Here is a 26,406-nt window from a genome sequence, read left to right on the forward strand (position 1 = left end):
GTCATGGATATTACAGGGCTTGTTGAAGGAAGGCGGCTTTCCAGTCATCAGGCTGCATTCCTTCCTGATACAGGGTGTCGAACAGTTTCAGGTTGTCTTCGCTGCCGCTCAGCACTTTGGTAAGTTTCCCGAGGCCTGATAAATCCATTTTCGCCATCGCCACAAAAGGCCGGGTTTCACCTGCGCGTAACGGCATTTTCAGGACCACCATAGAGCGCTCACCCGGATCGAGGTTTCTGACGATGTCGTACACGCTTTCCGGCACTTTCATCTTTTCCACGTAATCCGCCCGGCTGGCTTTCGGGTTGGCAAGAAATATCTGCGAGCTGCACTGCTCGATAATCGCCGGGGCAATCGGGTGTTTGACGATTTCGTCAGGCGACTGCGTGGCGGGGACGAAGATGCCGTTCAGCTTGCGGATCACCTTCAGCATATTGAGCGAGAAGCGGGATAATTCGACATCGGCCAGCCATTTCCAGAACTCGTCCATGAACATCACCAGCCGGCGACCATCCAGCAGGCTGGTGACGCGGTAAAGCAGATAAAACGTGATGGGGCCGCGAATATCTTCATCATCGAGAAATTCCGTACCGTCGATACCCACGTTATCGACGTCTCTGATGTTGAAGGTGTCCTCCTCATTGTCGAATACCCAGCCGAACTCGCCGCCCTGCGCCCACTGTTTAAGGCGAATACGTAGCCCGTTGGTGCGGGCGTCGAGGGTTGGTGGCTCCGGCAGGACTTCCAGTAGCCGGGTGATACCGAATTTGCGGTATTCCGGCGGGTAGTCGAGCATAATGGTATCCACGGCGGCACTGATGCGCTCCTCATCGCGCGGATCGAGCGGCTTACCGTTGCGGCGGCACAGCATGCGTACCAGCCGTTTGATAAAGCTGATATTTCGCCGGGTTGGGGCCAGCGAAAACGGGTTAAACCCGGTGGGAGTGCCGGTACCGATACGGAAGTAGCGTCCGCCCATCTGGCGTATTGCCATCTCCGCCGCCCGGTCCTTGTCGAAATACACCGTGGTGAACCGCTGGATTGTGGCTGAGGTGCTGAACGTCGCCGGATTGCGGTACTTCTGCATCAGTTGCTGCATCATGGTCATCAGCATCGTTTTCCCTGAGCCAGTTTTACCAATAATCGCCGTATTACCCGGCGTTTTTTCGTTGAAGTCATCCCGTCCGCTCTGGCTGTCGTGCAGGTTCAGGTAATACCCGCCACCGCCAGGGGATTTGAGGATGGCGATGGCATCGCCCCAGGGATTGCCGTTTCGTTTATGAGGATGAAAATTGTGCAGGCTCGCCAGGTCGGCAAAGTTCTGGCTGCTGACGGCCACCAGACGGGGGCGCAGCGTATACACCCCCGGCAGTTGCGCCAGGTACGCGGCGGGCAGCGACAACGTGGACAGCGTCGTCATGATGCCGAGGTCGGCGAAGGGCTGCGCCAGCGCGTTGGTGTCCTTCACCACCTGGTTGGGGCTGTCTGAGGATACCAGCAGGGAGAAGTGATATTTCCCGCAGGAGACATGCCCGGACTGGAGCAGGTCACGCAGGACAACCAGCTCTTCGCGCTGCGAAATGGCGTCGTCATCCGCCGAAGTCAGGCGCTTTTCCGCCAGACGAATATGCTTCTGTGCCTCATCGCGGGCCATGCAGGTGAAGGACTGCGTCAGCACATACTCGCTTTCGGCATACAGCAGCGCGTCCAGCAGGCCGGTCGCGGTCTCCGACGAGTAATCTTTGATTTCCAGACTGCGAAAAAAGCGGGAGCCGCAGACGGTCTGGCATTCGGCGGTGTCGGTAGTAAAAAAGACATCCGCTGTGCTTAACGTTTCATAAAACGGCGCCCGCGTGACCGCCACCTTTTGCCACTGGCCGGTGAGCAGGCGGTGATAAAAGGACAGCTGGGCGGAATACACCCGTCCGTTTTCTTCATACATCCCCAGCGGCGTCGCCGTATAGCGGGACAGCGCGGAAGCCAGTGCCTCCCGGTATTCCAGCATCATTTTCAGAGCATCATCCAGCGCCGCTTTGCGTTTACCGGACGGCTGCGCCTTCATGGCCTTTTTCTCCAGCGGAGAGAATGGCGCGTAGCAGAGGGTGAAAAACAACCGGTGCCGCCAGAACGGTTTTTCGCTGATAGGCTGGTAATACAGCCGGGTCACTTCATCAGAAAAGGGAATACCTGAATTCGCGTCAAAGGCATCGTGGTACTTTTCCCGGATACGGTGAAGATAAAAGGTAACCGGTAGGCCTTCATACGCACGAATAATGTTATTGAGATGCGTCGCCATTAACGTCAGGTGATGTTCATCCTCGCATTCAAAAACGGTGCCCTCCAGTTCCCAGCTGGCAAGCAAATCACCCTGGCGGTTTCTGATGACGTGCGGGTGAATATGGGAGGAATACGGAATGTATTTCTCCAGCGTAACGCGCTCGTTTAACTTCATTTTTTCAATAAACTCCGAGACGTCGACGGCGTCATAGTGGTTTGCCAGCAGGGCATTGGCACCAAAATGTTTATTGGAGCCAAACCGGCCACGGGTTTTAAAGGCCAGCCAGAGCAGCCCGAAATAGTGAATTTCGGTTCTGGCCTTTGCCTTCATCTCCAGCCAGGCAGGGATAAGCAGTAATATCAGGTAATAGCTGACATAGACCGCCAGCAGGACGATGGCCCCGCTGACCATCACGAACGGCACGAGGGGAATGCCGGCTATGGCGGCAGGCCGCGTCAGCGCTTTGTTCAGCGTAGCCATCGTTACCTCACTTATGATGCCCAGTAGGCACCGAAACCTGACGCCCCGACGATAAGGATGGCGCCAATGATGACGTTGCGCATGTCGTGCAGGCTCTTGCCGTCAAACAAGACTTTGTATCCCACCCACATGGTGGCGAGCGTGATGGTGACGGCGGCCAGTCCGAGCAGTCCTGTGGATGTGTTGCTCAGCGTCTCATTGGCTTTATTAAATCCGCTGTCTGCTGCCAGCACCGGGCTTGCTATTAACAAGGAAGAGAGGACGGGCCAGTCAGTTTGTTTTCGTTTCATCATTGTTCCTCTTGGGGCCGGGAAAGGGTAACTCGCCGCGTATCACGGCATTGGGGTAGCGCAGGGATGTCAGAACTGAAGTGGCGTTATCGGTAAGCTCGCCACGCATGACGGCGGTGGGGTAACGGATTTCAGGCACGAGCTTTTCGGCGGCTGGTCGCTGTCGGTCTTCTCGCGTTGACGGTACGGCGTAGCCGATGCGCTGGATGTAGCTGGTCTGGTTAAACGCGGATTCCGGCTGTTGGCCGGTAGTGAAATTTCCTGAGTAGTAGCAACTGAGCGCACGCTTCAGGGAACGGCCGCGGCGGTAGCAGTCGGTGAGGATGTGCTCAAAGACGGACAGGTTGGTACAGGGGTCAAGAAGGTCACGGGCGGTCACGTCGTAATGACGGAAGTTGGTGCTGGTGATTTGCATCAGCCCGACCGAATAGCGTCGGCCCTGTGCTGCCAGCCACCCGGTGAGGCTGATGGCCTCATCCCTGCTCGTGGGGAAATGTGAAATCACGCCTTTGCCACTGGGCAGAATTTCAGCGATGGCATACGGATTCAAACCGGATTCGACCCGCGCCACATCAAGCGCCGTGGACGGGTGAATGCTGGGGGCGCACTGCAAAGCCGCCGCCAGAAATACGGTGGTGGAAAGCATGATGGCCTCAGAATGGTAAACCGGGCAACGCGTACCGCCATCAGACGGCACAGGGCCGGGAAAAGGGGGTAAGGGCGGTTAAAAGGACTGAGTATCCTGTGTCGCGCCACCGTCATCCCTGGGCTCAAGGAGCACTAACTTGCCGGAGATAGCAATACCGGGTGTCAGCATGATATTCAGGCCAGACTTAACGTTATGAGCGAACGCCACGCCAACCCTGGTCCAATACGTGTTTATTTCGCCCTGTGCATCGGGTTGACTTTCCTGAGTGACAAATACGTGGTAAATGGGTTTTCGCATGACGCCTCCTCTAATAAAAACAACAATGAGTTAAATGAATGTCACATCCCAATTCTGCATTCCGGTTTTAACGGGTCAGCGAGAACATTCAGCGGCACCCTGAATTGTGGTTTTGTGACAGCCTGAACCTTATTTTTAAAGAGCAATACCCGACCTGGGGAAATTAACGACCATTCGGGTAACTATTATGTAATGAGGTTTTCAGGATCAGATATTCAGGGCGGTATATAAACGATAAATTCAAAGTTAAAATGAGAGAGATAAATTAGTGGTGGAGGGGGTAAGCTCTGCGAAAAATAAAAGTAATTGAAATGTATAATAAAGACGACTGTATATTCATAGTTAATGACAGAGACATGTAGAGAAAATATTCCTGTATGTCTCTGTGACCATTATTAACGTGTTCGACGTTCAAGTTTTTCCTGGCATTCTGTGCAGGTGGTTATGCCCGGGAGTGCCTGCCGTCGCTTTTCAGGAATGGACTTACCGCATAGACGACAATGGAATAATGATGGCGTAGACCCTGGCTTAAAACGACTCTGTTCAATCATATCCTCGAGTCGTTGCTCATTAAATTCCTGATCGCGGTCGATCTCATCTGGCATGTGCGGCCCTCCGGTCTGACGCCTCCTGTTCATAAAGTGCGATACGCTTCCAAACGATGGTCAGTGACAACCCGTCGACTTTCGGCAGCAGGGTTTGCGTTACCTGCATCATGGCGGCCAGCGCATCGGCCGATTCCAGGTTGGCCACCCGGAATTGTTGCCATTGCCGCCAGATGGCCGCATCCGTCTCTTCGTCCGGCTCTGGCGTCCGGCCATAAGGCACACGGACGCCCAGTAACCGGCGGCGAAGGCAAACTTCGTTGGAGGTGAGGCCAAAATACTTATTGAGTAGCGCAATTGACCCGCCGAGCCGGATGGCATGATTGATACGTTGCTGCTGCAGAACCTCCTCACGGGATTTAGCCAGAAGCAGGTGTAATGCGTCGTGATGAACCGTCACAGCCAAGAACTGCGCAGACTCCCGACTGATGATAAACAGCTCGTCTAGTGATAATTGGTTGAGGGCATTCATTTCGTCGAAAGTGAATCCGAGCGATTCACAGTAACGAATGTTGCCATCCTTCAATGCATGCAAGGCATCGGTTAAAACGACGTAATTCAGTGACGGGATAATCATGGTGTTTTCTCCCTTCAGCCTATTGAGCGGCGGACTAATTTAATATTGATCCATTCGTCAATCTCCGATTCGAGCCAGGCGACACTGGCTGGGCCAATCTTGATTGAGCGAGGGAAGGTACCGTCTTTCATATACAGATAGATTTGAGAGCGCTTCAGGCCCGTTTTTTCTTCAACCTGTTTCAGACGTAATAACTGATGAGATGTCACGGTATTCTCCTGTGGAAGATGTAGCGCTAGCCGGGAGATAACACGACAACACAAAGTCGTGGTGCGGTGAAAGTTGATGAACCCGTATTACGGGAAATCCAATCCTTAATACGGGTTTTTATAGCGAAGGGCATCATCTTACTTTTGTGTTGGTAGGGAAGGGGGTGATCCGCGCTCAAGCGCAGTTTTGAGCGTGTCGCCACTGAATCGGTCGGTAATGCCTTCCTCTGATGCCCATTGCTCAAAAATGGATAGCAACTTGTAGGGCTTTCCTATCAACGGGCTGATAGTTTCATTATTTCTACAGGCAAGCCAAAATAGTCTTGATAGAGGGGATGATATGCGTGTGGAAGAATCCGAGGGTGATTTTTTTTCCAGCCAGCCAGTTGAATAGTTTATTTAACTCAGTTTGCCTGATAACAAAACATGCATCCTTCGGTAAGTTATAAATAGGTAAGTAGGCATCATTAAAGCTTAAATCTATGCCATTTAATGAGATTCCATTGCGTAATGAAATTCTATTGTGAACTAGAAAGGTTTCCCCTGATAAGGAAACAGTGATGCCATAGTTATTGTTCCCTCTAAGTACAGGTGATGGTATTTTTAGATTGTGAGCAAGTAGGCATTGTATGAGAAAATATTCATATCCAAAAAGACTTGTATCAATGACGCCATGAGCAGTGTGAAAATATTCACCTTCGGTGCTGAAAATTAAGTTGCTCTCGCTAAAAAAAACGATTTCACCCGACGTAATTTTGCCGTCAGGTAAGTTATTATCTTTAGGTTTTAGCTTCAACTTATGGTCATGGGATTTTATTTTCCTCAAGGTAATTGGAGACTGAAAGTATATCGAAAGGAGGGTTTTTCCCTGCAGAGCATATCGATAGATATCACTTTCTTGTATTTTCCTAATGCCGTTTTTCTTTGATGCTTTAACTGCTTCTTTGATAGTTAACCAGTCTGAGTTTACATTTTTATTCTTAAAAAAAGCGAGTCTGTCTGACATAACATATCTCCTTTTAAATATGCGTGCTGATAAATATAATGCCCTCTCATAATATGAATAAAGAATGACTGTTGATGGAAGGTTGGATGTTTTTCCAGTATTATCCATTCGTATTGATTTGCAATATAAGAATGCCGCAAAGACTTCGCGGCATTTTGGTTTATTTTAAATTTGGATTAATGTCGGGGTTTTCAAAATCAGGAACAAAGGAAAGATATTTTCCACCAATCTTTATAGCCCGTCTGTTTGCTTCTGCATCATGAATGTGTAACGGTGGGGTAACACCCTCTTTCGCTACAATGCCTGTTTCTCTAAAGAACCCTTCGAAACCTGCGGGAGAGAACATCAGCAATATCTTGATAGGTTTAATGCTGTTATTTCTAAATTGGTGATAAATGCCCTTAGGTACATAAACAAAATCACCAGGGTTTGCCTGAAAGATATTTTCTCCGGCTTTTACGGTTAATTGGCCGTCTAGTACATAAAATATCTCATCAGCGTCTTCATGAAGATGCCAGATCGGACCACCACCAGGCCCAACAAACCCCTGAATAATAGAAATGTTGCCGCCGGTGTTTTCTTTGTCAAGCTTAATAGTATAGGTATCATTATTTAACCAAAGCGGAACGCCTTCATTGTCTCTAATAATAAATGGTTGCATTATTTGTACCTCACGGTTATGAATTTAAAGAGAGTGGCCGCCATCGATAACTATTCGTGTACCCACTAAGTAGTCAGACTGGCCTGAGCAGGACCAAATAATCGCTTGAGCGATCTCTTTAACATCGCCAATACGCCCAATGGGGATCAAATCGTGCCATCTTTTGTCACGGTCTGCCGCCGATTCGCCGGGAAGTTGGGTCATTTCGGTGGCCAATGGACCTGGGTTTATTGAGAAAACGCGCACGCCGTGCGTGATAGCCTCTTTTGCCGAGACGCGGGTCAATGCATCAACGGCAGCCTTTGAAGCGGTGTAGGCTGCCGTGCCCGGAATATTCAGCCCGATAGACATATTTGATGAAATATTAACGATAGTCCCGGCCCGGTTTTCTTTCATCGACTGAAGTTCGCGCTTCAGACTTTCAAACAAACCAATGACATTAGTATTGAATACGTGATTAAAGTCTTCACTGGAGGTTTCATCGACAAAACCAAAAGAAAATACTCCGGCGTTATTAACGGCAATATCAAGAGTACCGACTTTATTTTTAATTTCATCAAACAGGTTATCTATTAATTGATTATTATTTACGTCGAAAGGAATAACCCATGATTTGCCAGGAGTCTCGGAGATCGCTTGCGCCGTCTCTTCTAGTTTCTGCTTATTTCGACCTGCAAGAATAACGGTTCCGCCAAGTCGTGAAAATGCCAAGGCTATTTCTCTGCCAAGTCCACTGCCTGCGCCGGTTACAAGAATTTTCTTTTGCGAAAAAATACCACTCATCGGTTCTCTTCCTTATATAAAGTAATCTTCGACTTTGCCACCAAGGAGAATATCGCCGCACACCTGCAGGACTTTTTCCTGCGCGACAGCGTGCTGGCAAATAGTGTTGATATCACGTAATGCGCGATCAAAAGGTGTTTCATGGGTGTAGATAGAACCCCCACCCTGTAGGTCATACAAGCTTGAAATGATGGTTCGTGCGGTTTGAAAGGCATTTCTTCGACTCAAAGCTGACTGCACGCGCCAATGAGTAATATCATCATGAGCGGCATCGGCTTCGAGCGCCTGCCATAATGTACTTACGCTGGTGAGCGCCGCGTTTCTAGTGATGAATAACTGATTCTCTGCGTTAGCCACCGCCGTCTGTACGCGCTTTGAGTTTCGCCATTTCACATCATTGATTCTGTCTGTGCGGTCGTCGGCGACGTCGTAGATATAGTCCAGACAGGCTCTCGCAAGCCCCAGCGGGATACCGGCCATTTTGCGTAAAATTGCATCCGGCGTTTTGTGCAGTGGCCCTTGACGTTTTGGTTCCGAGAAATTGAACGCGTGCTGTTCGGGAATGAACAATCCTTGCGTGGAGTAGTCCTGACTGCCGCTTCCCCGCAGGCCGGTGGTGAACCAGGTGTCGGAAAAAAGGTAGTCGGCAGGACGCGCCAGCATGACTCGCCAAAGGGGCTTGCCGTTATCATCCAGTATAAGATTGCCGTTACGGTAGAGGAAGCAACCTGCCGAGATGACATCGCCATGAGGCGATCCGCTGGCAAAACGCCATTTGCCAGTGACAATGTAGCCGCCATCAACTATCTCGGCTTTTCCCTGCGGGTGTATCCAACCCGCCACAGCCAGATTGGCATGTGGAAAGATCTCTTTGGCACTTTTTTCTTCCAAGAAACCTGAATAAATACCTGAGTCACAACCAATCATGGCGCACCAGGCGGTAGCCGTATCGCCCCGGGCGAGTTCTTCCAGCACAAGGATTTGCTCAATCGACGTCAGTCCGGCACCGCCCCATGATTGCGGGAAACACATTCCAAATATCCCAATGCCACGTAGCCTTTCAATAATATTGAGTGGTATCCTGCGATGCTCTTCTATTTCACGAGCGGAGTTACGTAATTTGCCACGTAAATCTCTTAGATTAACTAATATATTGCTAAATGTATTTTCTTCATGAGTTATCATGGATGCGCCTCAATAAATGAACCTATATAATTAAATCTTAAAAGTACATATTAGTTATTATTAATAACTATATCGCCCGGATGCGAAAATTCCCTTTGGGTCTAAAGTTTTTTGCAAGCTTCTGATGATTTCACCTTCACGAAGCGTTCTGGCATTACGACTATTGGCGAGAGGATGTTCTACGTCCAAACGATAAGGGTAAAAACCGGAAGCACTAAATTTTTCATGAAGAAGTTTCAGAGCCCGATGAGCTTTTCTTATTTCCTCTTCTACGCGTTCAAAACGAATGGATACAACGAGATCAATAATCTGATCACTCAGCATATTAATTGTGGCGCCGCAGCGCACGCCAGTAGACTCGAAGATATCGTCGAAATGTAGATAAGCCTGTTTAATAGCCTGACCGGTAAAAGGAAGCAGAGGCAAGAAAAATATCCAGCCTTTGCCTTCGGCATCTATTTCAGCCGGTGTAGTACCGAGCGTCTTCTCCAGAAGGATATCATGATATTTAGTATCCCCTTGATAGGCAGCGTTGACTAGATTGGCGACGATATCATCTTGATAAGGATTCATAGGGCTGTCGTTCCAGATCAAAGAGATGAATTTCTCGCCAGCTTTTACAAACTCGGTTTCCAGCGCGGTGGAAAGTGCCGATACTACTGAGGCTGCTCCCGAAAGGGGCAAATGAACGAGAAACTCGCCCTTATTCGCACCATACGTCAGTGTTGATGTTTCATCATAAACCTTAAGTACACCGTGAATTAACCCTTGTGCTGACCAACGCTGGAAGGTATTGATAGCATACTCTAAGTTTTCGGGAGAAAAGGAAATATAGGCGACGCGAGATTTTTCTGGTCGATGAAGTAGCCGTACAACGCCACCGGTTATAATTCCGAGATTCGATTGGGTGAATAATTGCACCAGTGAAGGACCAATCCCGTGGGAGTATAATGCGCTATGTTTTCCCTGTTCCGGCCACCAGCCCACTCGGTGCAGTGTCCCGTTGGCGAGAACAATTTCCAGGCCGAGAAGATCTTCTGTACGCTGGTGCCTCAACCCGACGCCCCGATCGAGAGCATTACCTAAAAAACTCGTTTCTGCAGATGAGGCTGTCACATTAATAAAACGATGGGTGTTCAGTAATTTTTGCGATAATATTCCCTGCGTCACACCTGGCTCAATGACAGCATAACCCTCTGCGATATTAATCTCGCGAATTTTATTTAATCCGGTCAGCTTCAACTGCACGGCGTTGTCTGACGGAGGTTTTGTTGAACCTAGCCCCCAATTGTATCCAGTTGAGTAGGGATAAAGCGCTGTTTCTCCGTCAAATTGATCTGCCAGCTTAACAATACGAATTACTTGTTCAATACTGGAAACATCCACTCGGCCAGAAACCGATGGGGAAGTATATTCACCAACATCATTCGGTGTTTTTACATAGGCGACGACGTTTTTATGATCTAAATGCTGTTCGAGAAAGGAGATGAACTTTTTGCTCATTTAATCAATCCTCTATTTTTCGATAGCTAATATTCGGGTTCAGAAAGAAATAGTGCATTTCATTACTGTATGAACCATCGTGATTTTTCAATCGTCCCGGACGCATCCCCTCAAATTCAAACCCTCCCTTTTGCGCGACTCTTTCTGACGCGATATTGCCTTCTTTGACACCAAGTTCTAAACGTACATAACCAGCTTCATTAAAGGCCCATTTTTTCAAAAGATTCAGCGCCCTTACGGCGTAGCCTAAACCACGATATTCCGGCAATATCCCGTAACCCACATCACCTACATGAGGTGGTACAACATTGCGGATAACAATTTTTCCTACAGCATTACCAGTTGAGCATTCTATAATAGTTAGTAATATATTAGGGCCTACGGCTGAATTAAGCCCGCAACGCCTGATTTTTTGTTTTATTTCATCAAGTGATGCTGTTTCGAATAAACCCCACTTCGATGATTCAGGATTTGATTGCTCTAACCATATACAAAATGTGTCTTTTGTTTCAGCTAAACGTAGTGCAATTTTTTCATCGCGATAAATATTACTATCCACTGCAGGGAATAATAGGGTTTTTCCCGTATTAGTTTGATTATTCAATAATGAAAATACTGCAAATTCCTCTAGCTCTGAATTTGCATTAAATTTTTGTGTAATACCTTCAAAAGTGTATCCGCTCAATATAAGGCTATTAATGATTTTATGATGATCAATCAGAATGTGAGTCTCAACTCTCAGTGTCTTATATTTTTCAAATAAAAAAACTGAAAGTTTACGGAATAGTCTGGTTTTTATTTTTTCTCCTAATGGCATATGTATGTTAATGTCTAGAATTATGCTGCTATCATCATTTTCTGATGGCCGCAAGAAAATGTCTCCTATATGCTCCGGCTTGCATTTTCGTATAACAAATATTTTATGTGTGTATGATTTTTTATTGGGTGTGTCATTTGATAACCTTGCCTCGCAACTTTGGTCGATAATTTTATCACTCTCGCTGTGGTAAATGATTGGGATCTCATGCTTGTATTTTTTTTCGGGAAATAAGTGCGATTCCGGAATAGTTTGAATGTTATTTTCATAGCCTAATGAATTAGTTTCACTGTTCATGGTCTATTCCTATTGATACAGTCAGATATTTGTCTGAGGATTAACAGCAGGCGTATCGTAACGGTTGTTTCTCAAGACAGGGAGTAGGGTGACAATCGCCAATCCAGCTAAAAAAATACCGATGAGAGTTGGTGCACGGTAGCCATAACCTTGGTCGATTGCATAGCCGCCGGCCCATGAACCAATAACTACTCCAAGACAAATAACGGAGGTATGCATAGTGTTAATTAATGAAGTATTAGGGGCTGCTTTAAACACGCGTGAGGACATGGCAGGAGTGAGAGTAATACCAGTAAGTCCTAAAATCATTACAGATATCAGCACTAATATTTTATTTTCGTAGAAGGTATAAAGCCCAAACAGTGCAAGTACTAGCACGACGCTTCCGGTGAAAACAACTTTAATCGGCGATTTATCTGCTAGTCGACCTACAAGAAAGTTACCAATTACCGTGAATGCACCGTAAGCGAAAAGAATAGCCGGGATATATGGAGTATCGAAACCGACAGTGTTTTCAAAATAGGGAACGAAGTAACTGAATGTCGCGAATGTAGCAGCAATAATAAAGAAACTTGTAATAAAAGCCCCCCAGATTGATCTGTTTATAATTGAACCAAATTCAGCCTTAATACTACCCTTGACCTCCGCCTTGAATTTAGGAACAATCAGTATAATACCTATTCCAGCTAAAGATGTAAGGACAATAATTAATGCGAAGGAAACTCTCCAGCCATAATACTGGTCAAGTATTGCTGATAGTGGCAGTCCCGCCACCGTCGCTATCATCATCCCGCCCAATACGATGGAGGCTGCAACGCCAAAGCGTTCCGGTGGAACCATTTTTGCCGCTGTCAACAGCGCAAAACCGAAGAAGGCTGCCGAAGATAATCCGGTCGCAAACCTCGCTACTGCTAAAAGATCATAAGTTGCAGAAACGGTTGCGACGACTTGGGCGACAAGAAATATGCCAGTAATAGTCAATAATGCTGCTTTATTGCTAAGTTTAACTAAAAATGTAGCAAGCAAGGGACCACCGAAAACCATACCTAATGAATAAATGGTAATTAAATATCCAACTTTAGGAATGGAAACACCTAAATCAGATGACATGGATGTGATTAATCCTGCGATCATGTATTCAGATGTTGTCATGGCAAATAGAGTAAAACCTAAAACATATATTGCTGCTGGTAGTGGTTTATTCATAAAAATTCACTCGATGTGATTAACAGTAATGAAACTAATACCCTCGATCATCAGCTTTTGTAAACAGAATATGAATCATAATTGTTATGACATTTTTCACCAATATAATCTGCTGGTTTATCGAATTGTCGTGTTAGGTTAGGAGGTTAAGATATCGAATTTAGGCAATTAAATTGTCATCGGCATATCTTAAAAATAGATAATGTTATTTATTTAATTGATTTTTCTGAATGTGTAAATATCGAAAAGGAAAATAACAATGAGTGAATACGTGCAAGCAATTGTGAAATCAGATACTGGTGGTTTTAGATTTACCGATGTACAGCGGCCAGTCAGAAGGACGGAAAGTGATATTTTAATCAGAGTTTCCAATATATCACTTAATCGGGGAGAATTAGACTTTCCCTGGGAATCGGATAAGCCTGCCGGATGGGATGCATTTGGTATTGTGATCGAGACCAGCACCGACGGTCAGGGACCAAAAATTGGGGAGCGGGTATTAACATGGAGTTTTTCGGGTGCCTGGAGCCAATATCGCGTTGTCGATCGTGCCAATGTCGCTATCGTGCCAGAGAGTGTATCTGCAGCGATTGCAGCAGCGTTGCCGGTGGCAGGATTAACGGCGCTGCGTTCTCTGCGATCCCTTCATTTGCAGCCGGGCCAGTCTCTGGCCGTTACCGGTGCAACGGGCGGAGTCGGGCATTTGTTGGTTCAGTTGGCAATGCATGCCGGTATTAAAGTTTCGGCGGTGGTGCACAGTCAGCGTGGATTCGATTGGCTGCAAGCCAGCGACGTTAAACCCAACGAGGTACTATTGGCTAAAGAATACCCTTTTGAGGGAACCTTTGATGCACTGGTCGATACCGTCGGTGGCGATTTACTGGCTCATCTATTAGACAATGTTGTTCCTAATGGCACAGTTCTCATTCTGGGCGTTGCCTCGGGACAGGTGGCGAGCATAGACACCACAATTTTGGTATCACGAGGAATCGATCTGATTTCTTATAAGGATTATTCCCCGGCCGGAGAAGATTTAAACACCTTGCTCACTCTCGTTGATGAGAGGATCATTAAAGTATACGCGGATAATATTGGTAGTTGGGATAAAGTCATTAAACAGGATTTCATGCATCTTCTCGCTCCAGGCAAAGTCACGCTCAACGTACCTCAGGACTAAGCTCAACTCGTACATAGTCCTCTATGCTGTCGCCACGCAAGGATATTGCAATAATTGTGGCGACATAGCGTTATCTTTTAACTAATAACACATTGATATTTAACTTCTGTCAGTTTTTTTTGTATCTTGATACCTCCACGAGGCATAGATGTTCGTGTAAGAGATGTAAGAGAAGACTTATGGATTTAAACGCGCTTAAAATCTTTATTAAGGTAGGGGAAACGCAGAGTTTTACCAAAGCTGCGCAGGCATTGGGCCTCACCCAATCAGGGGTCTCACGTGCAATTACCAGGCTTGAGCTCGACCTTCGTGTTACCTTGCTTAACCGCAATACCCACTCTGTAAGTCTGACTACCGATGGCGTTTTTTTATATGAATCCTCAAAAAGCCTGATTCATGAAATGGATGAGGTTGGGCATTCGATTACCGGCAGAACGGTATTCCCTGAAGGCGAACTAAAAATAACGACACCTTCTGCCTATGGCCGATTGGTAATTATTCCTATGCTCAAAGAGATTCTGGACAGATATCCGGCATTAACAATTGACGCGGTTATGACTGACCGATTGGTTGATTTGGTGGAAGAAGGCTTTGACGCGGCGATTAGAATTGGCAGCGTACAGGACTCACGGCTTATCGCCAGAACTATTAAGCATTTACGTTTTGTCACCGTTGCGTCACCGGAATATTTAAACAGCCACGGAATTCCTAAAGAGCCAGCGGAACTGGTACAGCATAACTGTCTGGCTGTTAAAGCACAGAGAACTGGGCGTAGCACAAAGTGGTTTTATTCTATAGCGGGAGAACAGCAGGCTTTTGATATTAAGGGTAATCTGGTCGTCGATACTGCGGATGTACTGTTAGAGGCGGCACTCAGCGGGATGGGAGTTGTTCAAATAATGGACTTTGCGGTCGGTAAATATCTCGAAAACGGTAAACTGGTCGAGCTACTACAAGAATACTCCGAGGCTTCGATTCCGCTTTCATTAATTTATGCAAAATCGCGCCATCGTTCGCCTAAAATCAGTACATTGCTGGCGGCGTTAGGAATAAATACTTGACCCCCAACACAGATGCAATTGTGCTTGATTTGTGAGGGGCCAAATTCAACATCCTGCTCAATTCTGTGACTAAAAACCAAGCTTTGTATGAAGCTGATGGTGTTTTAAGTATATAGGCGAAGTATTTAGTCTTAAACGGGGCTCATTAGCTGAGCCCTTTTTCAAGCTTATCAATCGGTATATACCGAAGTTCAGACTTTGGACTGCTGATGGCCCAAAATATAGGATGGCACGAATTCCTCTCTGCATCTGTCCAGATAATCTGACCACCACTGCATCATCGCCTTGCGGGCTTCCAGATGCTCCGCCTTGTGGATGTAGGCTGCCCGAACGCTATTGCGCTCCTGATGGCTCATCTGACGCTCAACTGCATCCTGTGACCAGAGACCTGATTCTATCAGGGCACTACAGGCCATTGCCCGGAATCCGTGGCCGCAGACATCCTCTTTAGTATTATATTCCATAAGCCGCAGCGCCTTATTAACCGTGTTTTCACTCATTGGTCTGGATGGATTATGGATGCTGGGGAACAGCAACTTCTGATCACCGGTGATTTCTCTTATCTGCTTCAGTATGTCGATGGTCTGTCGTGACAGCGGCACAATGTGCGGCGTGCGCATTTTCGCCCCCCTGCTGGAATAGCGGACGCCTGGGAGCGGTTCTCGTGTGGCGGGGATCGTCCAGATTTTATTTGTGAAACTTATCTCTGTCCAGCGGGCAAACCGCAGTTCGCTGGAGCGAATAAAGACATGCAGGGTAAGAGAAACAGCCAGCCGGGTTAATTCCCGTCCCTGATGATAGCCATCAATGCGACTCAACAATTCGGGTAGTCGTTCAAGGGGAAGGGCGGGGTAGTGTCGTTTAACCGGTGCTGCGATGATACCTTCGAGATTCGATGCCGGATTGCTCTCAATCATCCCCTGATGCACTGCATGCCGCATGATGTTGCACATATGCTGCCGGGTACGTGCTGCGACTTCCAGCAGACCTTTTTGCTCAATGCCTTTCAGCAGGTCGATAAAGTGACGAGGTTTCAGTTCAGCTACTGGCAAGTGTCCAATCACAGGAAATATATGATTGTTCATGCTGGCAAGCAGACGGGAGGCGTGGTTCTCAGACCATGTTCTGTTGCTTTTATGCCAGCTCAATGCAACGTGCTTAAATGTTTTTTCCGGTGAGCGGGCTGCTTTATCTGCAATACGTTGCTGTGATGGATTGATATTCTGCGTTAGCAGCTTGCGTATACCATCACGTTGCTGACGAGCGTAAGCCAGAGAAACATCGGGATAGGCACCTAAGCCGAGGCGAGATTCTTTACCATTGATACGATATTTGAGATACCAGAGACGTGACCCGCCTGGATTGACTAAAAGGTACAGTCCATGAGAGTCGGAAACTTTGAAGGGTTTAGCGGATGGTTTTAAGCTACGGATTTTAGCGTCGTTCAGAGACATATGGTGGTCACTCCATAATCGAACTGAAATGACCCCAAATCAGACCACCAATCTTGCCCGATGCGGAGGGGGAAATGAAAATGCATCGGGAAGATTTTTCACGCTAACATCGGGGAGTCGCAAGGCCATACCAAAAATGCAGTCCGGCGCGTGTGAAGCTCTTCGGATTATTAGCGTTGCCCGGCGTAACGCAGTCAAAGCCCGCAAGCAGGTGATTAATCAGCTTCGTGCGTTGCTGATTAGTGGACCGCAGGATGTTCGCGACAAACTCTGGAAATCGAAACCACATGAGTGCATAGTCGCCTGCATTAACAGCGAAGTGTCAGAGCACTCTCCATTGCGTATAGCTCTGTGCAGCACGCTTCGAAGCCTCGCGAAGCGATGGTTGGCCCTGACTGAAGAGATGAATGAACTGGACGAATCACTCGATAAACTGACCCGCAAATATGCCAGTAACCTTCGTAGTCAGTTTGGTGTAGGTCCACATACAGCTGCAACGCTGCTGGCAGTTGTAGGCGATAACCCCGAACGTTTAAAAAATGAAGCGGCCCAGGCATCGCTCTGTGGCGTAAATCCGTTACCAGCATCATCAGGAAAAACAGTCAGGCACAGATTAAACCGTGGCGGCTCACGTGAAGCAAACAATGCTCTGTGGACCATAACCCTTGTGTGTATGCGAAGTGATCCGCGAACACGAACCTATGTCGACAGACGAACTCGTGAAGGGCTATCGACCAAAGAGATACTAAGATGCCTAAAACGTTAGATCGTCCGTGAACTCTATCCATTGATTTTATCGGACCTCGCCTATGCCAATCACCCGATCTTGACATAGGAGCGTCAATAGCCCAATGGAACACTTCTTCCGTAGTCTGAAGAATTAATGAGTATCAGTAGTAGATTATACATTCCATGCAATAACGGGCTATATCACTGGGTTTTACAGTGCGCTCAGGCAGCATGAATATAACGGAGGATTATCACCAAACGAATCGGAAAACCGATACTGGAAAAACGCTAAAGCGGTGGCCAGTTTTTGTTGACAACTACATTTCTTATGACTAAATGGCATGGAGTTTGCATGTTTCAGACTGGGGGGAATCTATGTCTGAAATGCTTAAGTTTACACCGCATGAGTTGAATGTTATGAGTGAAATCATATGGAAACTCGCATCTGAAAAAAACTCTTTCAGTTTAAGAAGTTCACTGTTGCCTCAAGTTACCAGTTTGCTTGGTGCGGACTACGGTGCTTCCTATGTCTGGAGTTCGGATAGCAGGACTTCACATGATGGGGTTGCCATTAATATTGATGACAGTGCGATACGCAAGCACGACCTTGAATTTCAATTTATTGATCCAATCACACCACTGTTAAGCGCAAAAACTAATCCAACTCGCGTTTGCGATGTTATGCCACACACGCTGCTATCCAGCACTCGCTACTATCAAGAGTTTCTCAAACCGAACGGGTTATTCCATGGAATAAATGTGTTCTTCACCAGAAACCATATCAATGTGGGCGATCTTAGAATTTGGCGCTCTGAAAAGCGGCCAGCATTTTCATTCAGGGATGGTCAAATATTATCAGTCTTACAGCCCTATTTTTGTCAGGCACTGCCACAACCCTCTAATAAGACAAGCCTTTTAACCGGGAGAGAACAGGAGGTGGTGAGTCTGGTCAGCAAGGGATTGAGTGATAAGGAGGTCGCACGCCTCCTGGATATTGGCTTTACCACCGTAAGGTCACATCTGACCCAGGCACTCCGAAAACTCGAATGCGTGAATCGTACCGAGTTAGCCTCAAGAAGATTTGATTAACTCCTCAATGTTGAGGATACAAAGACTCACAGCAGGTTGGTATTAATAAATATGTACACATTTCAATCGGGGAATAACTGTGAGTAAGAAAAGCCTTCTTGTGCTGGTATGTATCATGGTGATTCATGGATACGCTCATGCAGCAAACCAGTTACCAACAGACCTTAACAAACTTACTGCAACTGAAGCAGCTCAGATGATATGCAAAAAACAAATCACCAGTGAGCAGTTAATACGAGCCTACCTGAACAAAATTCAATCACATCCCAACCTTAATGCATTTATTAGCGTAAATCCGGACAGGGCTATAGCAGAGGCAAAGGCATGGGATAAAAAACAAACAACGAGTAGCGGCTGTTTGCCTCTGGGAGGGGTCCCGGTGGCTGTGAAGGATAATACTCAGGTCATCGGATTTCCTAACACAGCAGGAACACCAGCATTAGCTCACTTTATGCCCAAGACTACCGCGCCAGTGATTCAGAAATTAATTGATGCGGGCGCAATCGTAATTGGTAAAACTAATATGCATGAACTTGCGTATGGTGCTACCGGTTATAATACCGCCATGCACATGCCCGGAATCGTTGGCGTTCGCAATGCATATGATTCCAGCCGTATTCCAGGTGGTTCCTCATCTGGAAGTGCCGTCGCTGTTGCTGCAGGTATGGTACCGATAGCAATGGGCACCGACACTGGTGCTTCGGTCCGTCAGCCGTGCGCATTGAATGGCTGTGTAGGATTTCGCCCAACTACTGGACGTTATAGTCAGCAGGGGATAACCCCAATTTCGCATACGCGAGATACAGCTGGCCCTATGGCGCATACCGTTGCTGATGTTGCATTGATGGATCATGTGATCAGTGGAGCTGAGATTCTGCCCCCAGCAGAGCCGCAACACATACGCTTAGGTATTAGCCCTTATTTTTGGCAAGGTCTCGACAAAGACGTTAGTGAAAATGCCCACCGTGCTTTGCAAAAGCTCAGAGAGGCAGGTGTTGAGCTCGTTGTTACAGAAATGCCAGGTCTTGAGCAGGCAAACGTTGCAGTTTCTCTGCCCGTTGTGGTTTATGAAGGAAAGCACGACCTGATTAAATATCTCAGCGATAACCAAACAGGTGTGTCTTTCGAACAGGTAGCTGCCAAGGTGTCCAGCCCTGATGTAAAAAATATTTTCGACCACGCATTGATACCACAAACAGTAGTTGATGCGAATGGCAGTATTGTTCCTGCGGAGGTTATTCACCAAAAAGCGGTAACAGAAGGTTTGCCGCATCTGCTGAACATTTATAAAAGAGCATTTGCTAACAATCGCCTGGACGGACTCATTTTTCCAACATCACCTGTGATTGCACCTCTTGCCGATGACAAAGTCAGTTCCGGTGCCGAGTTTGCAAAACTGATTCATAATACTGACCCAGGAAGTAATATCCGTTTACCCGGCTTAAGTATTCCTGCGGGATTGGGTGCGCAAACCCATATGCCTGTAGGTATCGAAATCGATGGACTCCCAGGAGACGATGCGAAAATTCTGGCAATAGGTGCAACAGTCGAAAACATAATCAAAGAATAATTAATCAAAGAATTAATGGGCTGTAAATCAGCCCATTAATTTATTTTCTCGCATCCAGAAACTGCTCCCTATAAACTTTAGGTGACAAGCCAAACTGTTTTTTGAATGAACGGCTAAAATGAGTACTGTGTGTAAATCCCCATTCAAAAGCAATTTGTGAGATCAGCTTATCTTTCAAAGCAATATTTTCCAGATCCCGGCAACAAAATTCCAGGCGTTTGACCCAGATGTATTGCGCTAAAGGTATTTCTTCACCCTCAAAAATTCTATATAAAGAGCTAACTGACATGCCCAGGTCTGATGCGATCGTAGCAACAGAGAGTTCTGATTCAGCAAGATTCATCTCGATATGTTTTTTTATTCTTTTCAGGTGATAAGACTTCACAGAAGTTAACTGAGTTTGATTGTTCTGGGGCATGCTCTGCAGTGCCCCGGCAACCATTTGCAAAATTGCACCAGATACACCTGACTGTGCCTCAGGCGGAAGAACGGAAAGTTGCTCTAATGAGGTAAGAAAATTCGATAACAGATAACCCATGGCATGCTGTCCAGATATTTTATATGCACACAATCTCTCCGGTGCAGTAACATGTTGTTTTAAAAGCATACGTGGAATTCTGAGGACCAGTTTCTCAAAATCTTCATTAAACCCCATACGATAAGGGCGTGTGCTATCAAAAAGGATAAAATCCCCCGGTTGAAGTCGAGCAGACCTGTCATCCTGTTCAAGATATCCATTTCCTTTCAGCTGTAAACTGAAGAGGAAGTACTCATCATCACGTCTGTCCATTCTGATCTGACGGCTGTTGCGAGATACAGTCTGACTACAGGCGTTCAATTTCATGACATCTATTTCTGCGACGCGGTCATGGAGAAGCTCAGCATGTATAGCTTTCGCCGGTGAGGAACTTGTCATTGCTAAATCAAGAGCAACAAATCGCTCACAAACTATTTGATGCCAGAAATCGTAACGTTGTGATTGCGGAAGCGTATGAGTGCTGATCAACATGTTAATTCCCCATTCCAGATATACTAAGACAATCCCTGCAAAAAAGATGCCCTGATTACACTGGCAGTGAATCTGGTCAAGGGAATCGGTAAAAACAATCAGTTTATCTGAAAACTTCCGTCAAAATGCATGCGTATATAACGCACATTGCTGGAGTTGCACCATTATGAGGCCCATCACATATTTGCATGCTTCGTAAAGGTGCAACAGCACTTGCAGTAAGTTTGAGCATGGATGGCAATAAGGCAGGTGCAATGGAGGGTAGTGGCTGGCTGTAATAATCCCCGGAGCTTTCTCAACGAACAAAGTAAAAAATTACAACGTCAACACCGGGGTAGAAATAATGGTAATGCGCAAAATGATAGCGAGTCTGCTGGCGGTATCTGGTTGTTATACTCTTTCCGCTTCAGCTTATGATGCTTTTGATTGGGATTCTCCCTGGGCTTTTGGCGACTGGAGCGGAATGAGAGAGGATCTCAGTAATGAGGGATTTAACTTCGGGCTTCAATATCTGAATGAAACTGCTGCAAACGTTGCTGGAGGATATGATACCAGTACAGATGTGGGTACATCTGACCAAACAACAGCCTTGTTCAGTTATGACCTGAGCAAAATGACTGATGTTGATGGCCAGCTCAATGTCATCCTGACAAACCGCAATAACCATCGTCTGATTACTACTGAAAGGATCAGCGATCCTCGTTCAGGCACATTACCTAATCTCAGCCAGGAGGTATGGGGATATGGTTCTGTTAACCGTATTACTCGCCTGACATATACGCAGGGCATTGCTGACAAGATGTTCCAGCTTACTTTTGGGAAAATGACTCCCACCGCCGATTTTTTTCCGAGCTATCCTGAATTCCAGTCTCTTTTAAACAGCGGCACTGTTCCGGGCATCAGCCCCATCTGGTACGGCTGGCCAATTGGTTCCTGGGGTGCACACCTTACCTGGAATATTACGCCGGAAGTATATCTTCGAGCAGGGGTGTTTCAACAGAACCCAGAGTTAACGAAAAATGATAAGGGTATGTCTCTGACCTTCTCTGGTGGCCAGGGTGAAATATATCCCGTACTGCTGGGATGGCGTCCTCACTGGGGACCAAATAAGCTGGTCGGCAATTACTTCATAGGGGCTTTTTACAGTAATGTAACTGCTGATGATGTTTATGAAGGTAAAAATGGTGGTGCCGAGGCGCTTAATCCTTCGGCGGGTTATAAACAACACAATAATAAGCGTGCCGCGTGGATCTATTTAGACCAGCAATTAACGGGGCCTGGCGGTGAGAGCAAGAAGGGGCTAAAAGCTTTTATTAATGGTGAGGTGAACGATAAAAGCACATCAGTTCTCCAATATGCATATGGTTCCGGAGTCTATTATACAGGTTTGTTAGAGAGTCGCCCTGATGATATTGTCGGTCTGGCTGCTACTTATATTAAAATTAACGACAGATGGTCTCAAAATAGAATAATAGCGAACGAACTTTCAGGGTTAACAGATTATTCGGATCCGCGTTATTTGCCGCCAGGAAGTGGAGAGGTTTCTGTCGAAGTTTTTTATCGAATTAAAGCAACAGGATGGCTGACACTCCAACCCAATATCCAGTATTACCACTCACCGGGGGCGAATAACAGCGTGCCCAATGCCTGGGTTATAGGTTTACAGACGAAAATTGATTTCTAATTAGCAGGAGACAGTTGGATGATTAAATTTACCCCTTTAACTTTGGCGATTATTATTGCCTGCTGCCAGTATGCTAATGCTGAGGAGACAGGGAAAAATAAGCCATGGATGAACAAATCGCTTGATGCTGATCAACGTGCTGAAATGCTTGTGAAAGCAATGTCGCTGGACGAAAAAATTCGCCGGGTACACAGTGAAATGGCGCTTCCTATTTTAGGATTTGCCGTACCAGCAGGAGCTATCGGTTCTGCTGGTTATGTGCCAGCTGATAACAAACTGGGGATTCCAGCTTTGCAGGTCAGCGATGCCAGCTTGGGTGTTACCAATCCTGCGGATGTCAGACCAAAAGATGGTGCTACTGCTTTGCCGTCAGGGTTATCGAGCGCGGCAAGCTGGGATCCTGTATTAAGTTATCAAAACGGGCAGATCATCGGCAATGAAGCGTGGAGTAAAGGATTCAATATCTTACTTGCTGGAGGAATAAACCTGGCACGAGATCCCCGCAATGGGCGAAATTTCGAGTATTACGGCGAAGACCCGTTACTTGCAGGCATTCTGGTGGGAAACAGTATTCGGGGCATACAAAGTCAGCATGTTCTTTCTACGATAAAGCATTTTGCGATGAACGATCAGGAAACTGCTCGCCAGGGGATGAGTGCAGATATTGCGGAAGATGCGATGCGCGAAAGCGATCTGTTAGCCTTCAAAATCGCGATGGAGATAGGGCAACCGGGCGCAGTAATGTGCGGCTATAACCGAGTAAATGGCACCTATGCGTGCGAAAACGAGGAGCTATTGCAGAAAATACTGAAGGATGACTGGAAGTATCGTGGATTTGTAATGTCAGACTGGGGTGCAGTTCATAGTGCAGGAGCCGCACTCAAAGGACTGGATATCGAAATGGGGTCTCAGTTGGATAAGCTGCTTTATGGAAATGTTTGGTTTGACAAACCCCTGGCAGAGGCAGCCAAAAATAAGCCTGAATATGCAACTCGCCTGGATGACATGAACCGCAGGATCTTACGTTCCCTCTTTGATAGCGGTTTATTTGAACATCCTCCAACCATCACACCGATTGATTACAAAAATCATGCTGAAAAAGCCCAGCATGCGGCAGAAGAAGGAATGGTATTGTTGCGAAATGAGTCCCGATTCCTTCCTTTAAAAGATAGGGAACAAAACATCCTCGTGATTGGGGGCAATGCAGATATCGGTGTACTGACAGGGGCAGGGTCATCACAGGTCACCCCACCTGGAGAGCCTCCAATGATGGTTCATACTGGTGGAGAAGGAATGCTGAATTCACTCCGGGATCAGACTTGGTTTAAGTCATCCCCACTTGTGGCGTTGAAGGCTAACTTACCGAAAAGCAACATTACATTTAATGATGGCCGTAATACGGCTGAGGCGGCAGCATTAGCGAAAAAAGCCGATATCGTTATTGTATTCGCAACGCAATGGATGATGGAAAGTTATGACGCCTTCGATTTGTCATTACCGGATGGTCAGGATGCGATGATTGAAGCTGTAACGAAATCAAATCCGAATACTGCTGTTGTACTGGAAACGGGTGGTGCCATTAGTATGCCCTGGCTGAATAAAACTAAAGCGGTTCTTGAGGCCTGGTATCCGGGCTCCGCAGGTGGTCCGGCTATTGCTAATATTCTTACGGGCGTTGTTAATCCATCAGGTCATCTACCTGTGACTTTCCCCAAAAACCTTGCGCAATTACCAAGACCCGAAATTGTCGGGTTTGGTCTCTCTGATCACGCTAAAGTGAATGTGGATTACAACATTGAAGGTGCTGATGTAGGTTACCGGTGGTTTGCGCAGCGAAATGAGAAAGTCTTGTTCCCGTTCGGATTTGGCCTTTCATACTCAAGATTCACTTTCAAAGGATTGCATGTTGACTCTACAAATCCGCTGCAGCTGAGCATGATTGTCAAAAATGTGGGTGATACAAAGGGGAAAGTGGTTCCGCAATTTTATCTGCACAGTGTGAATAAACGCCCTGCTACGAGATTGCTGGGTTGGGACAAGGTGGAACTTGCCCCCGGTGAAGAGAAACGCGTGGCCGTCACAGTTGATCCACGCCTGTTAGCTGATTATTCAACCAAGAATAAGCAATGGGAAGTGGCTGCAGGGGATTATATCGTCGTTGCTGGAGCGTCCTCAGAGAACCATGCTGAAAAAGCTAAGGTGGTATTGAAACCTGCTACGTATACAGACACCGCGATCAGCCATTAATGAAATGTATTAGGTCAGACCTGATTTGACAATTATCGTGTTCAAAACACAACAAAATCTGACAGTCTGCCGGGAGTGAACAGCGGAAGTTCGCAATTGAGTCATCACAGGTATTAATAACATTACTGCGTGTTAATCAGATAAAGATCCCGCTATACCATGTCGTTGTATAAAGTTCTTTACCTGACAAGTCGGTCGCCATTTATTGGCGACCGACTTGTGCATCAAATCTCCCTTAATTAATTCCTCAGAATCTGTCTATCGTCTATTCGATTTCCATCCGTATTGACCTGCTCCCCCATAAATGAGTACAGAGCGGACTTAGTAAATTCCGCTTCGGCACGAAGTAGGCAGTCAGGGAAGACATGTTTGCTCTGAGCGTAGCGCGGAAGTTTGCAATGGTTTTAATAACGAAGGAAGGCACTGCCAGCATTACGATGCATTTATGAACGGGGTGCAGGTCACACGTCGAACAGCATTTGTTAGAACATGGTTATATTAGCCATCGGGTCGAAGTATCAGACGATATACGCTGGATACCAGTGCTACGGCCAATATTAAAGCCAGACATTCATTCATAGCCGTTTTAACCGGTACAGCAGACATTCCAGCCTGGCTTGCTAGCAGAAAACACATGTTTCCGTCCAGGGCCGGAGCTGCTGTCCTAACCCAACATCTCAACAATCCACCGAGCAGAAGAAATGGTATAATAGTCAATGAGATGAGTAGAGGGCTAAGAAAATAAGGTTGAACAGCAAAACGGTAAAGAAATGCTATACAAACGCCAACAACCACTCCGATGAGCATTTTTAAGGCCATATCATAAGGTTTTTTTAGGCTTGCTAACGCCATTGTAAATATGCATGTTCCCAACGTGACAAGTTCTCCGGCAGCCCAACCACTCAGATAAAAAAAACATGCGCACAGCAAAACACCAGCGCTTGCTAATAATGCAAAGCGTAAAGCTTTTATTTTATCATGACGTTTTTGAGCAGGATCATGAAGTGAAAAATTGGAGCGCCATTTCAATAATCCACTATGCCAAACTTCATCTGGAGTCGTTTGTGTAAAACGTGTTGTGATAATTGTAACTACGATGACACCGATGAATGTACACTGAATGCGAGATAACGCGAGTTCCCAGGCATGATGCTTCAGCATTAATGCTGGAACTAAGATTATAATTATAGTTACTGCCATCATTTGTGGTGCATAACCTTTTGTACCTAGGCTAATTCGCATCGCAAAGATGGTAATAAATATAGTCAAAGAAATTAAAGCGATAATAATCCATGCCTGGTTTGTGATTTTGAGGATAGCAAGCCCAAGTAATGCGCCAGTAAGGGTGCCTATTATACGATAGATACCCCGCTGGAACATCATACCTCGAGTCTGTTGAGATATTACCCATACAGGCATTGCTGCCCAATAGGCGTTCTCAACACCAGCCAACATTGCGATTGAAAAGGATAACCAGGCAGCAATACTCAGCCGTAGACCGTGTGAAATATGTATGTTCATAAATTTTTATTAATTTTTTAAT

23 protein-coding genes and 2 pseudogenes are annotated in these 26,406 nt (G+C 46.4%); 8 read left to right on the forward strand and 17 right to left on the reverse strand.

What is annotated here, in order from left to right:
* Nucleotides 1–10: 10 nt before the first annotated feature.
* The 14 genes from GO007_RS15505 to GO007_RS15570 all read right to left on the reverse strand — a co-directional run bounded on the left by GO007_RS15505 (nucleotide 11) and on the right by GO007_RS15570 (nucleotide 12,843).
* Nucleotides 11–2,758 (reverse strand): VirB4 family type IV secretion/conjugal transfer ATPase, encoded by a 2,748-nt coding sequence (locus GO007_RS15505; RefSeq protein ID WP_095101418.1) that lies wholly within the window; start codon nucleotides 2,756–2,758, stop codon nucleotides 11–13.
* A gap of 11 nt (nucleotides 2,759–2,769) precedes the next feature.
* Complete coding sequence (locus GO007_RS15510; protein WP_095101420.1) at nucleotides 2,770–3,048, reverse strand: TrbC/VirB2 family protein; 279 nt, start codon at nucleotides 3,046–3,048, stop codon at nucleotides 2,770–2,772.
* Entirely contained in the window at nucleotides 3,029–3,694 is a 666-nt protein-coding gene (locus tag GO007_RS15515; protein ID WP_095101422.1) for a lytic transglycosylase domain-containing protein, read from the reverse strand. Before GO007_RS15515 ends, GO007_RS15510 begins: the two co-directional genes overlap by 20 nt.
* A gap of 78 nt (nucleotides 3,695–3,772) precedes the next feature.
* Nucleotides 3,773–3,994: a hypothetical protein gene (locus tag GO007_RS15520; protein WP_095101424.1), complete on the reverse strand. Its 222-nt coding sequence runs from the start codon at nucleotides 3,992–3,994 to the stop codon at nucleotides 3,773–3,775.
* Nucleotides 3,995–4,389: 395 nt separating this feature from the next.
* A complete protein-coding gene (locus GO007_RS15525; protein WP_095101426.1) occupies nucleotides 4,390–4,599 on the reverse strand; it encodes a TraR/DksA family transcriptional regulator in 210 nt (69 codons plus the stop codon).
* Nucleotides 4,589–5,176, reverse strand: coding sequence for a DUF2857 domain-containing protein (locus tag GO007_RS15530; RefSeq protein WP_095101428.1), 588 nt, complete (start codon nucleotides 5,174–5,176; stop codon nucleotides 4,589–4,591). Before GO007_RS15530 ends, GO007_RS15525 begins: the two co-directional genes overlap by 11 nt.
* 14 nt (nucleotides 5,177–5,190) lie before the next feature.
* Complete coding sequence (locus tag GO007_RS15535) at nucleotides 5,191–5,385, reverse strand: AlpA family transcriptional regulator (protein ID WP_009635172.1); 195 nt, start codon at nucleotides 5,383–5,385, stop codon at nucleotides 5,191–5,193.
* 301 nt (nucleotides 5,386–5,686) lie between these two features.
* Entirely contained in the window at nucleotides 5,687–6,391 is a 705-nt protein-coding gene (locus tag GO007_RS15540) for a hypothetical protein (RefSeq protein ID WP_370525567.1), read from the reverse strand.
* Nucleotides 6,392–6,551: 160 nt separating this feature from the next.
* On the reverse strand, nucleotides 6,552–7,052 hold the full coding sequence (locus GO007_RS15545; RefSeq protein ID WP_095101430.1) for a cupin domain-containing protein: 501 nt from the start codon (nucleotides 7,050–7,052) through the stop codon (nucleotides 6,552–6,554).
* A 24-nt stretch (nucleotides 7,053–7,076) separates the two neighbouring features.
* Complete coding sequence (locus GO007_RS15550; RefSeq protein WP_095101432.1) at nucleotides 7,077–7,835, reverse strand: SDR family NAD(P)-dependent oxidoreductase; 759 nt, start codon at nucleotides 7,833–7,835, stop codon at nucleotides 7,077–7,079.
* A gap of 12 nt (nucleotides 7,836–7,847) precedes the next feature.
* Entirely contained in the window at nucleotides 7,848–9,020 is a 1,173-nt protein-coding gene (locus GO007_RS15555; RefSeq protein ID WP_095101434.1) for an acyl-CoA dehydrogenase family protein, read from the reverse strand.
* Nucleotides 9,021–9,080: 60 nt separating this feature from the next.
* Nucleotides 9,081–10,523 carry an FAD-binding oxidoreductase gene (locus tag GO007_RS15560; RefSeq protein ID WP_095101436.1) on the reverse strand — a complete coding sequence of 481 codons (1,443 nt, stop codon included), beginning with the start codon at nucleotides 10,521–10,523 and terminating at the stop codon, nucleotides 9,081–9,083.
* 4 nt (nucleotides 10,524–10,527) lie between these two features.
* Complete coding sequence (locus tag GO007_RS15565; protein ID WP_095101438.1) at nucleotides 10,528–11,637, reverse strand: GNAT family N-acetyltransferase; 1,110 nt, start codon at nucleotides 11,635–11,637, stop codon at nucleotides 10,528–10,530.
* A gap of 21 nt (nucleotides 11,638–11,658) precedes the next feature.
* Entirely contained in the window at nucleotides 11,659–12,843 is a 1,185-nt protein-coding gene (locus GO007_RS15570) for an MFS transporter (RefSeq protein ID WP_095101440.1), read from the reverse strand.
* 259 nt (nucleotides 12,844–13,102) lie between these two features.
* Here GO007_RS15570 and GO007_RS15575 point away from each other — a divergent pair, with 259 nt between their 5' ends.
* Together GO007_RS15575 and GO007_RS15580 are read left to right on the forward strand one after the other, a co-directional pair.
* Nucleotides 13,103–14,020: a zinc-binding dehydrogenase gene (locus tag GO007_RS15575; protein ID WP_095101442.1), complete on the forward strand. Its 918-nt coding sequence runs from the start codon at nucleotides 13,103–13,105 to the stop codon at nucleotides 14,018–14,020.
* A 179-nt stretch (nucleotides 14,021–14,199) separates the two neighbouring features.
* Nucleotides 14,200–15,081 carry a LysR family transcriptional regulator gene (locus tag GO007_RS15580; protein WP_032699293.1) on the forward strand — a complete coding sequence of 294 codons (882 nt, stop codon included), beginning with the start codon at nucleotides 14,200–14,202 and terminating at the stop codon, nucleotides 15,079–15,081.
* Nucleotides 15,082–15,272: 191 nt separating this feature from the next.
* Here GO007_RS15580 and GO007_RS15585 read toward each other — a convergent pair whose 3' ends face one another.
* Entirely contained in the window at nucleotides 15,273–16,535 is a 1,263-nt protein-coding gene (locus GO007_RS15585) for a tyrosine-type recombinase/integrase (RefSeq protein WP_095101443.1), read from the reverse strand.
* A gap of 100 nt (nucleotides 16,536–16,635) precedes the next feature.
* Between GO007_RS15585 and GO007_RS29560 the strand changes: the two are divergent.
* The 4 genes and pseudogenes from GO007_RS29560 to iaaH all read left to right on the forward strand — a co-directional run.
* Nucleotides 16,636–17,370: pseudogene (locus GO007_RS29560) on the forward strand (transposase); the annotation flags it as partial.
* A 7-nt stretch (nucleotides 17,371–17,377) separates the two neighbouring features.
* Nucleotides 17,378–17,578, forward strand: a pseudogene (locus tag GO007_RS15595) (IS3 family transposase); the annotation flags it as partial.
* A 61-nt stretch (nucleotides 17,579–17,639) separates the two neighbouring features.
* The gene (locus GO007_RS15600; RefSeq protein WP_095101445.1) at nucleotides 17,640–18,353 is read left to right on the forward strand and encodes a response regulator transcription factor; all 714 of its coding nucleotides are present in this window, start codon (nucleotides 17,640–17,642) and stop codon (nucleotides 18,351–18,353) included.
* Nucleotides 18,354–18,432: 79 nt separating this feature from the next.
* Complete coding sequence (gene iaaH, locus GO007_RS15605) at nucleotides 18,433–19,923, forward strand: indoleacetamide hydrolase (RefSeq protein WP_198389049.1); 1,491 nt, start codon at nucleotides 18,433–18,435, stop codon at nucleotides 19,921–19,923.
* A gap of 40 nt (nucleotides 19,924–19,963) precedes the next feature.
* Here iaaH and feaR read toward each other — a convergent pair whose 3' ends face one another.
* Nucleotides 19,964–20,932 carry a transcriptional regulator FeaR gene (feaR, locus tag GO007_RS15610; RefSeq protein ID WP_095101449.1) on the reverse strand — a complete coding sequence of 323 codons (969 nt, stop codon included), beginning with the start codon at nucleotides 20,930–20,932 and terminating at the stop codon, nucleotides 19,964–19,966.
* A gap of 343 nt (nucleotides 20,933–21,275) precedes the next feature.
* Between feaR and GO007_RS15615 the strand changes: the two genes are divergently transcribed.
* Complete coding sequence (locus tag GO007_RS15615) at nucleotides 21,276–22,616, forward strand: carbohydrate porin (RefSeq protein ID WP_189339882.1); 1,341 nt, start codon at nucleotides 21,276–21,278, stop codon at nucleotides 22,614–22,616.
* 18 nt (nucleotides 22,617–22,634) lie between these two features.
* The gene (locus GO007_RS15620; protein WP_095101453.1) at nucleotides 22,635–24,863 is read left to right on the forward strand and encodes a beta-glucosidase; all 2,229 of its coding nucleotides are present in this window, start codon (nucleotides 22,635–22,637) and stop codon (nucleotides 24,861–24,863) included.
* Nucleotides 24,864–25,361: 498 nt separating this feature from the next.
* Here GO007_RS15620 and GO007_RS15625 read toward each other — a convergent pair whose 3' ends face one another.
* Nucleotides 25,362–26,384 carry an FUSC family protein gene (locus GO007_RS15625; protein WP_095101455.1) on the reverse strand — a complete coding sequence of 341 codons (1,023 nt, stop codon included), beginning with the start codon at nucleotides 26,382–26,384 and terminating at the stop codon, nucleotides 25,362–25,364.
* Nucleotides 26,385–26,406 lie beyond the last annotated feature (22 nt).

The organism is Klebsiella sp. 10-1 (assembly GCF_009758445.1).
In the GTDB taxonomy this organism is placed as follows: Bacteria; Pseudomonadota; Gammaproteobacteria; order Enterobacterales; family Enterobacteriaceae; genus Klebsiella; species Klebsiella scottii.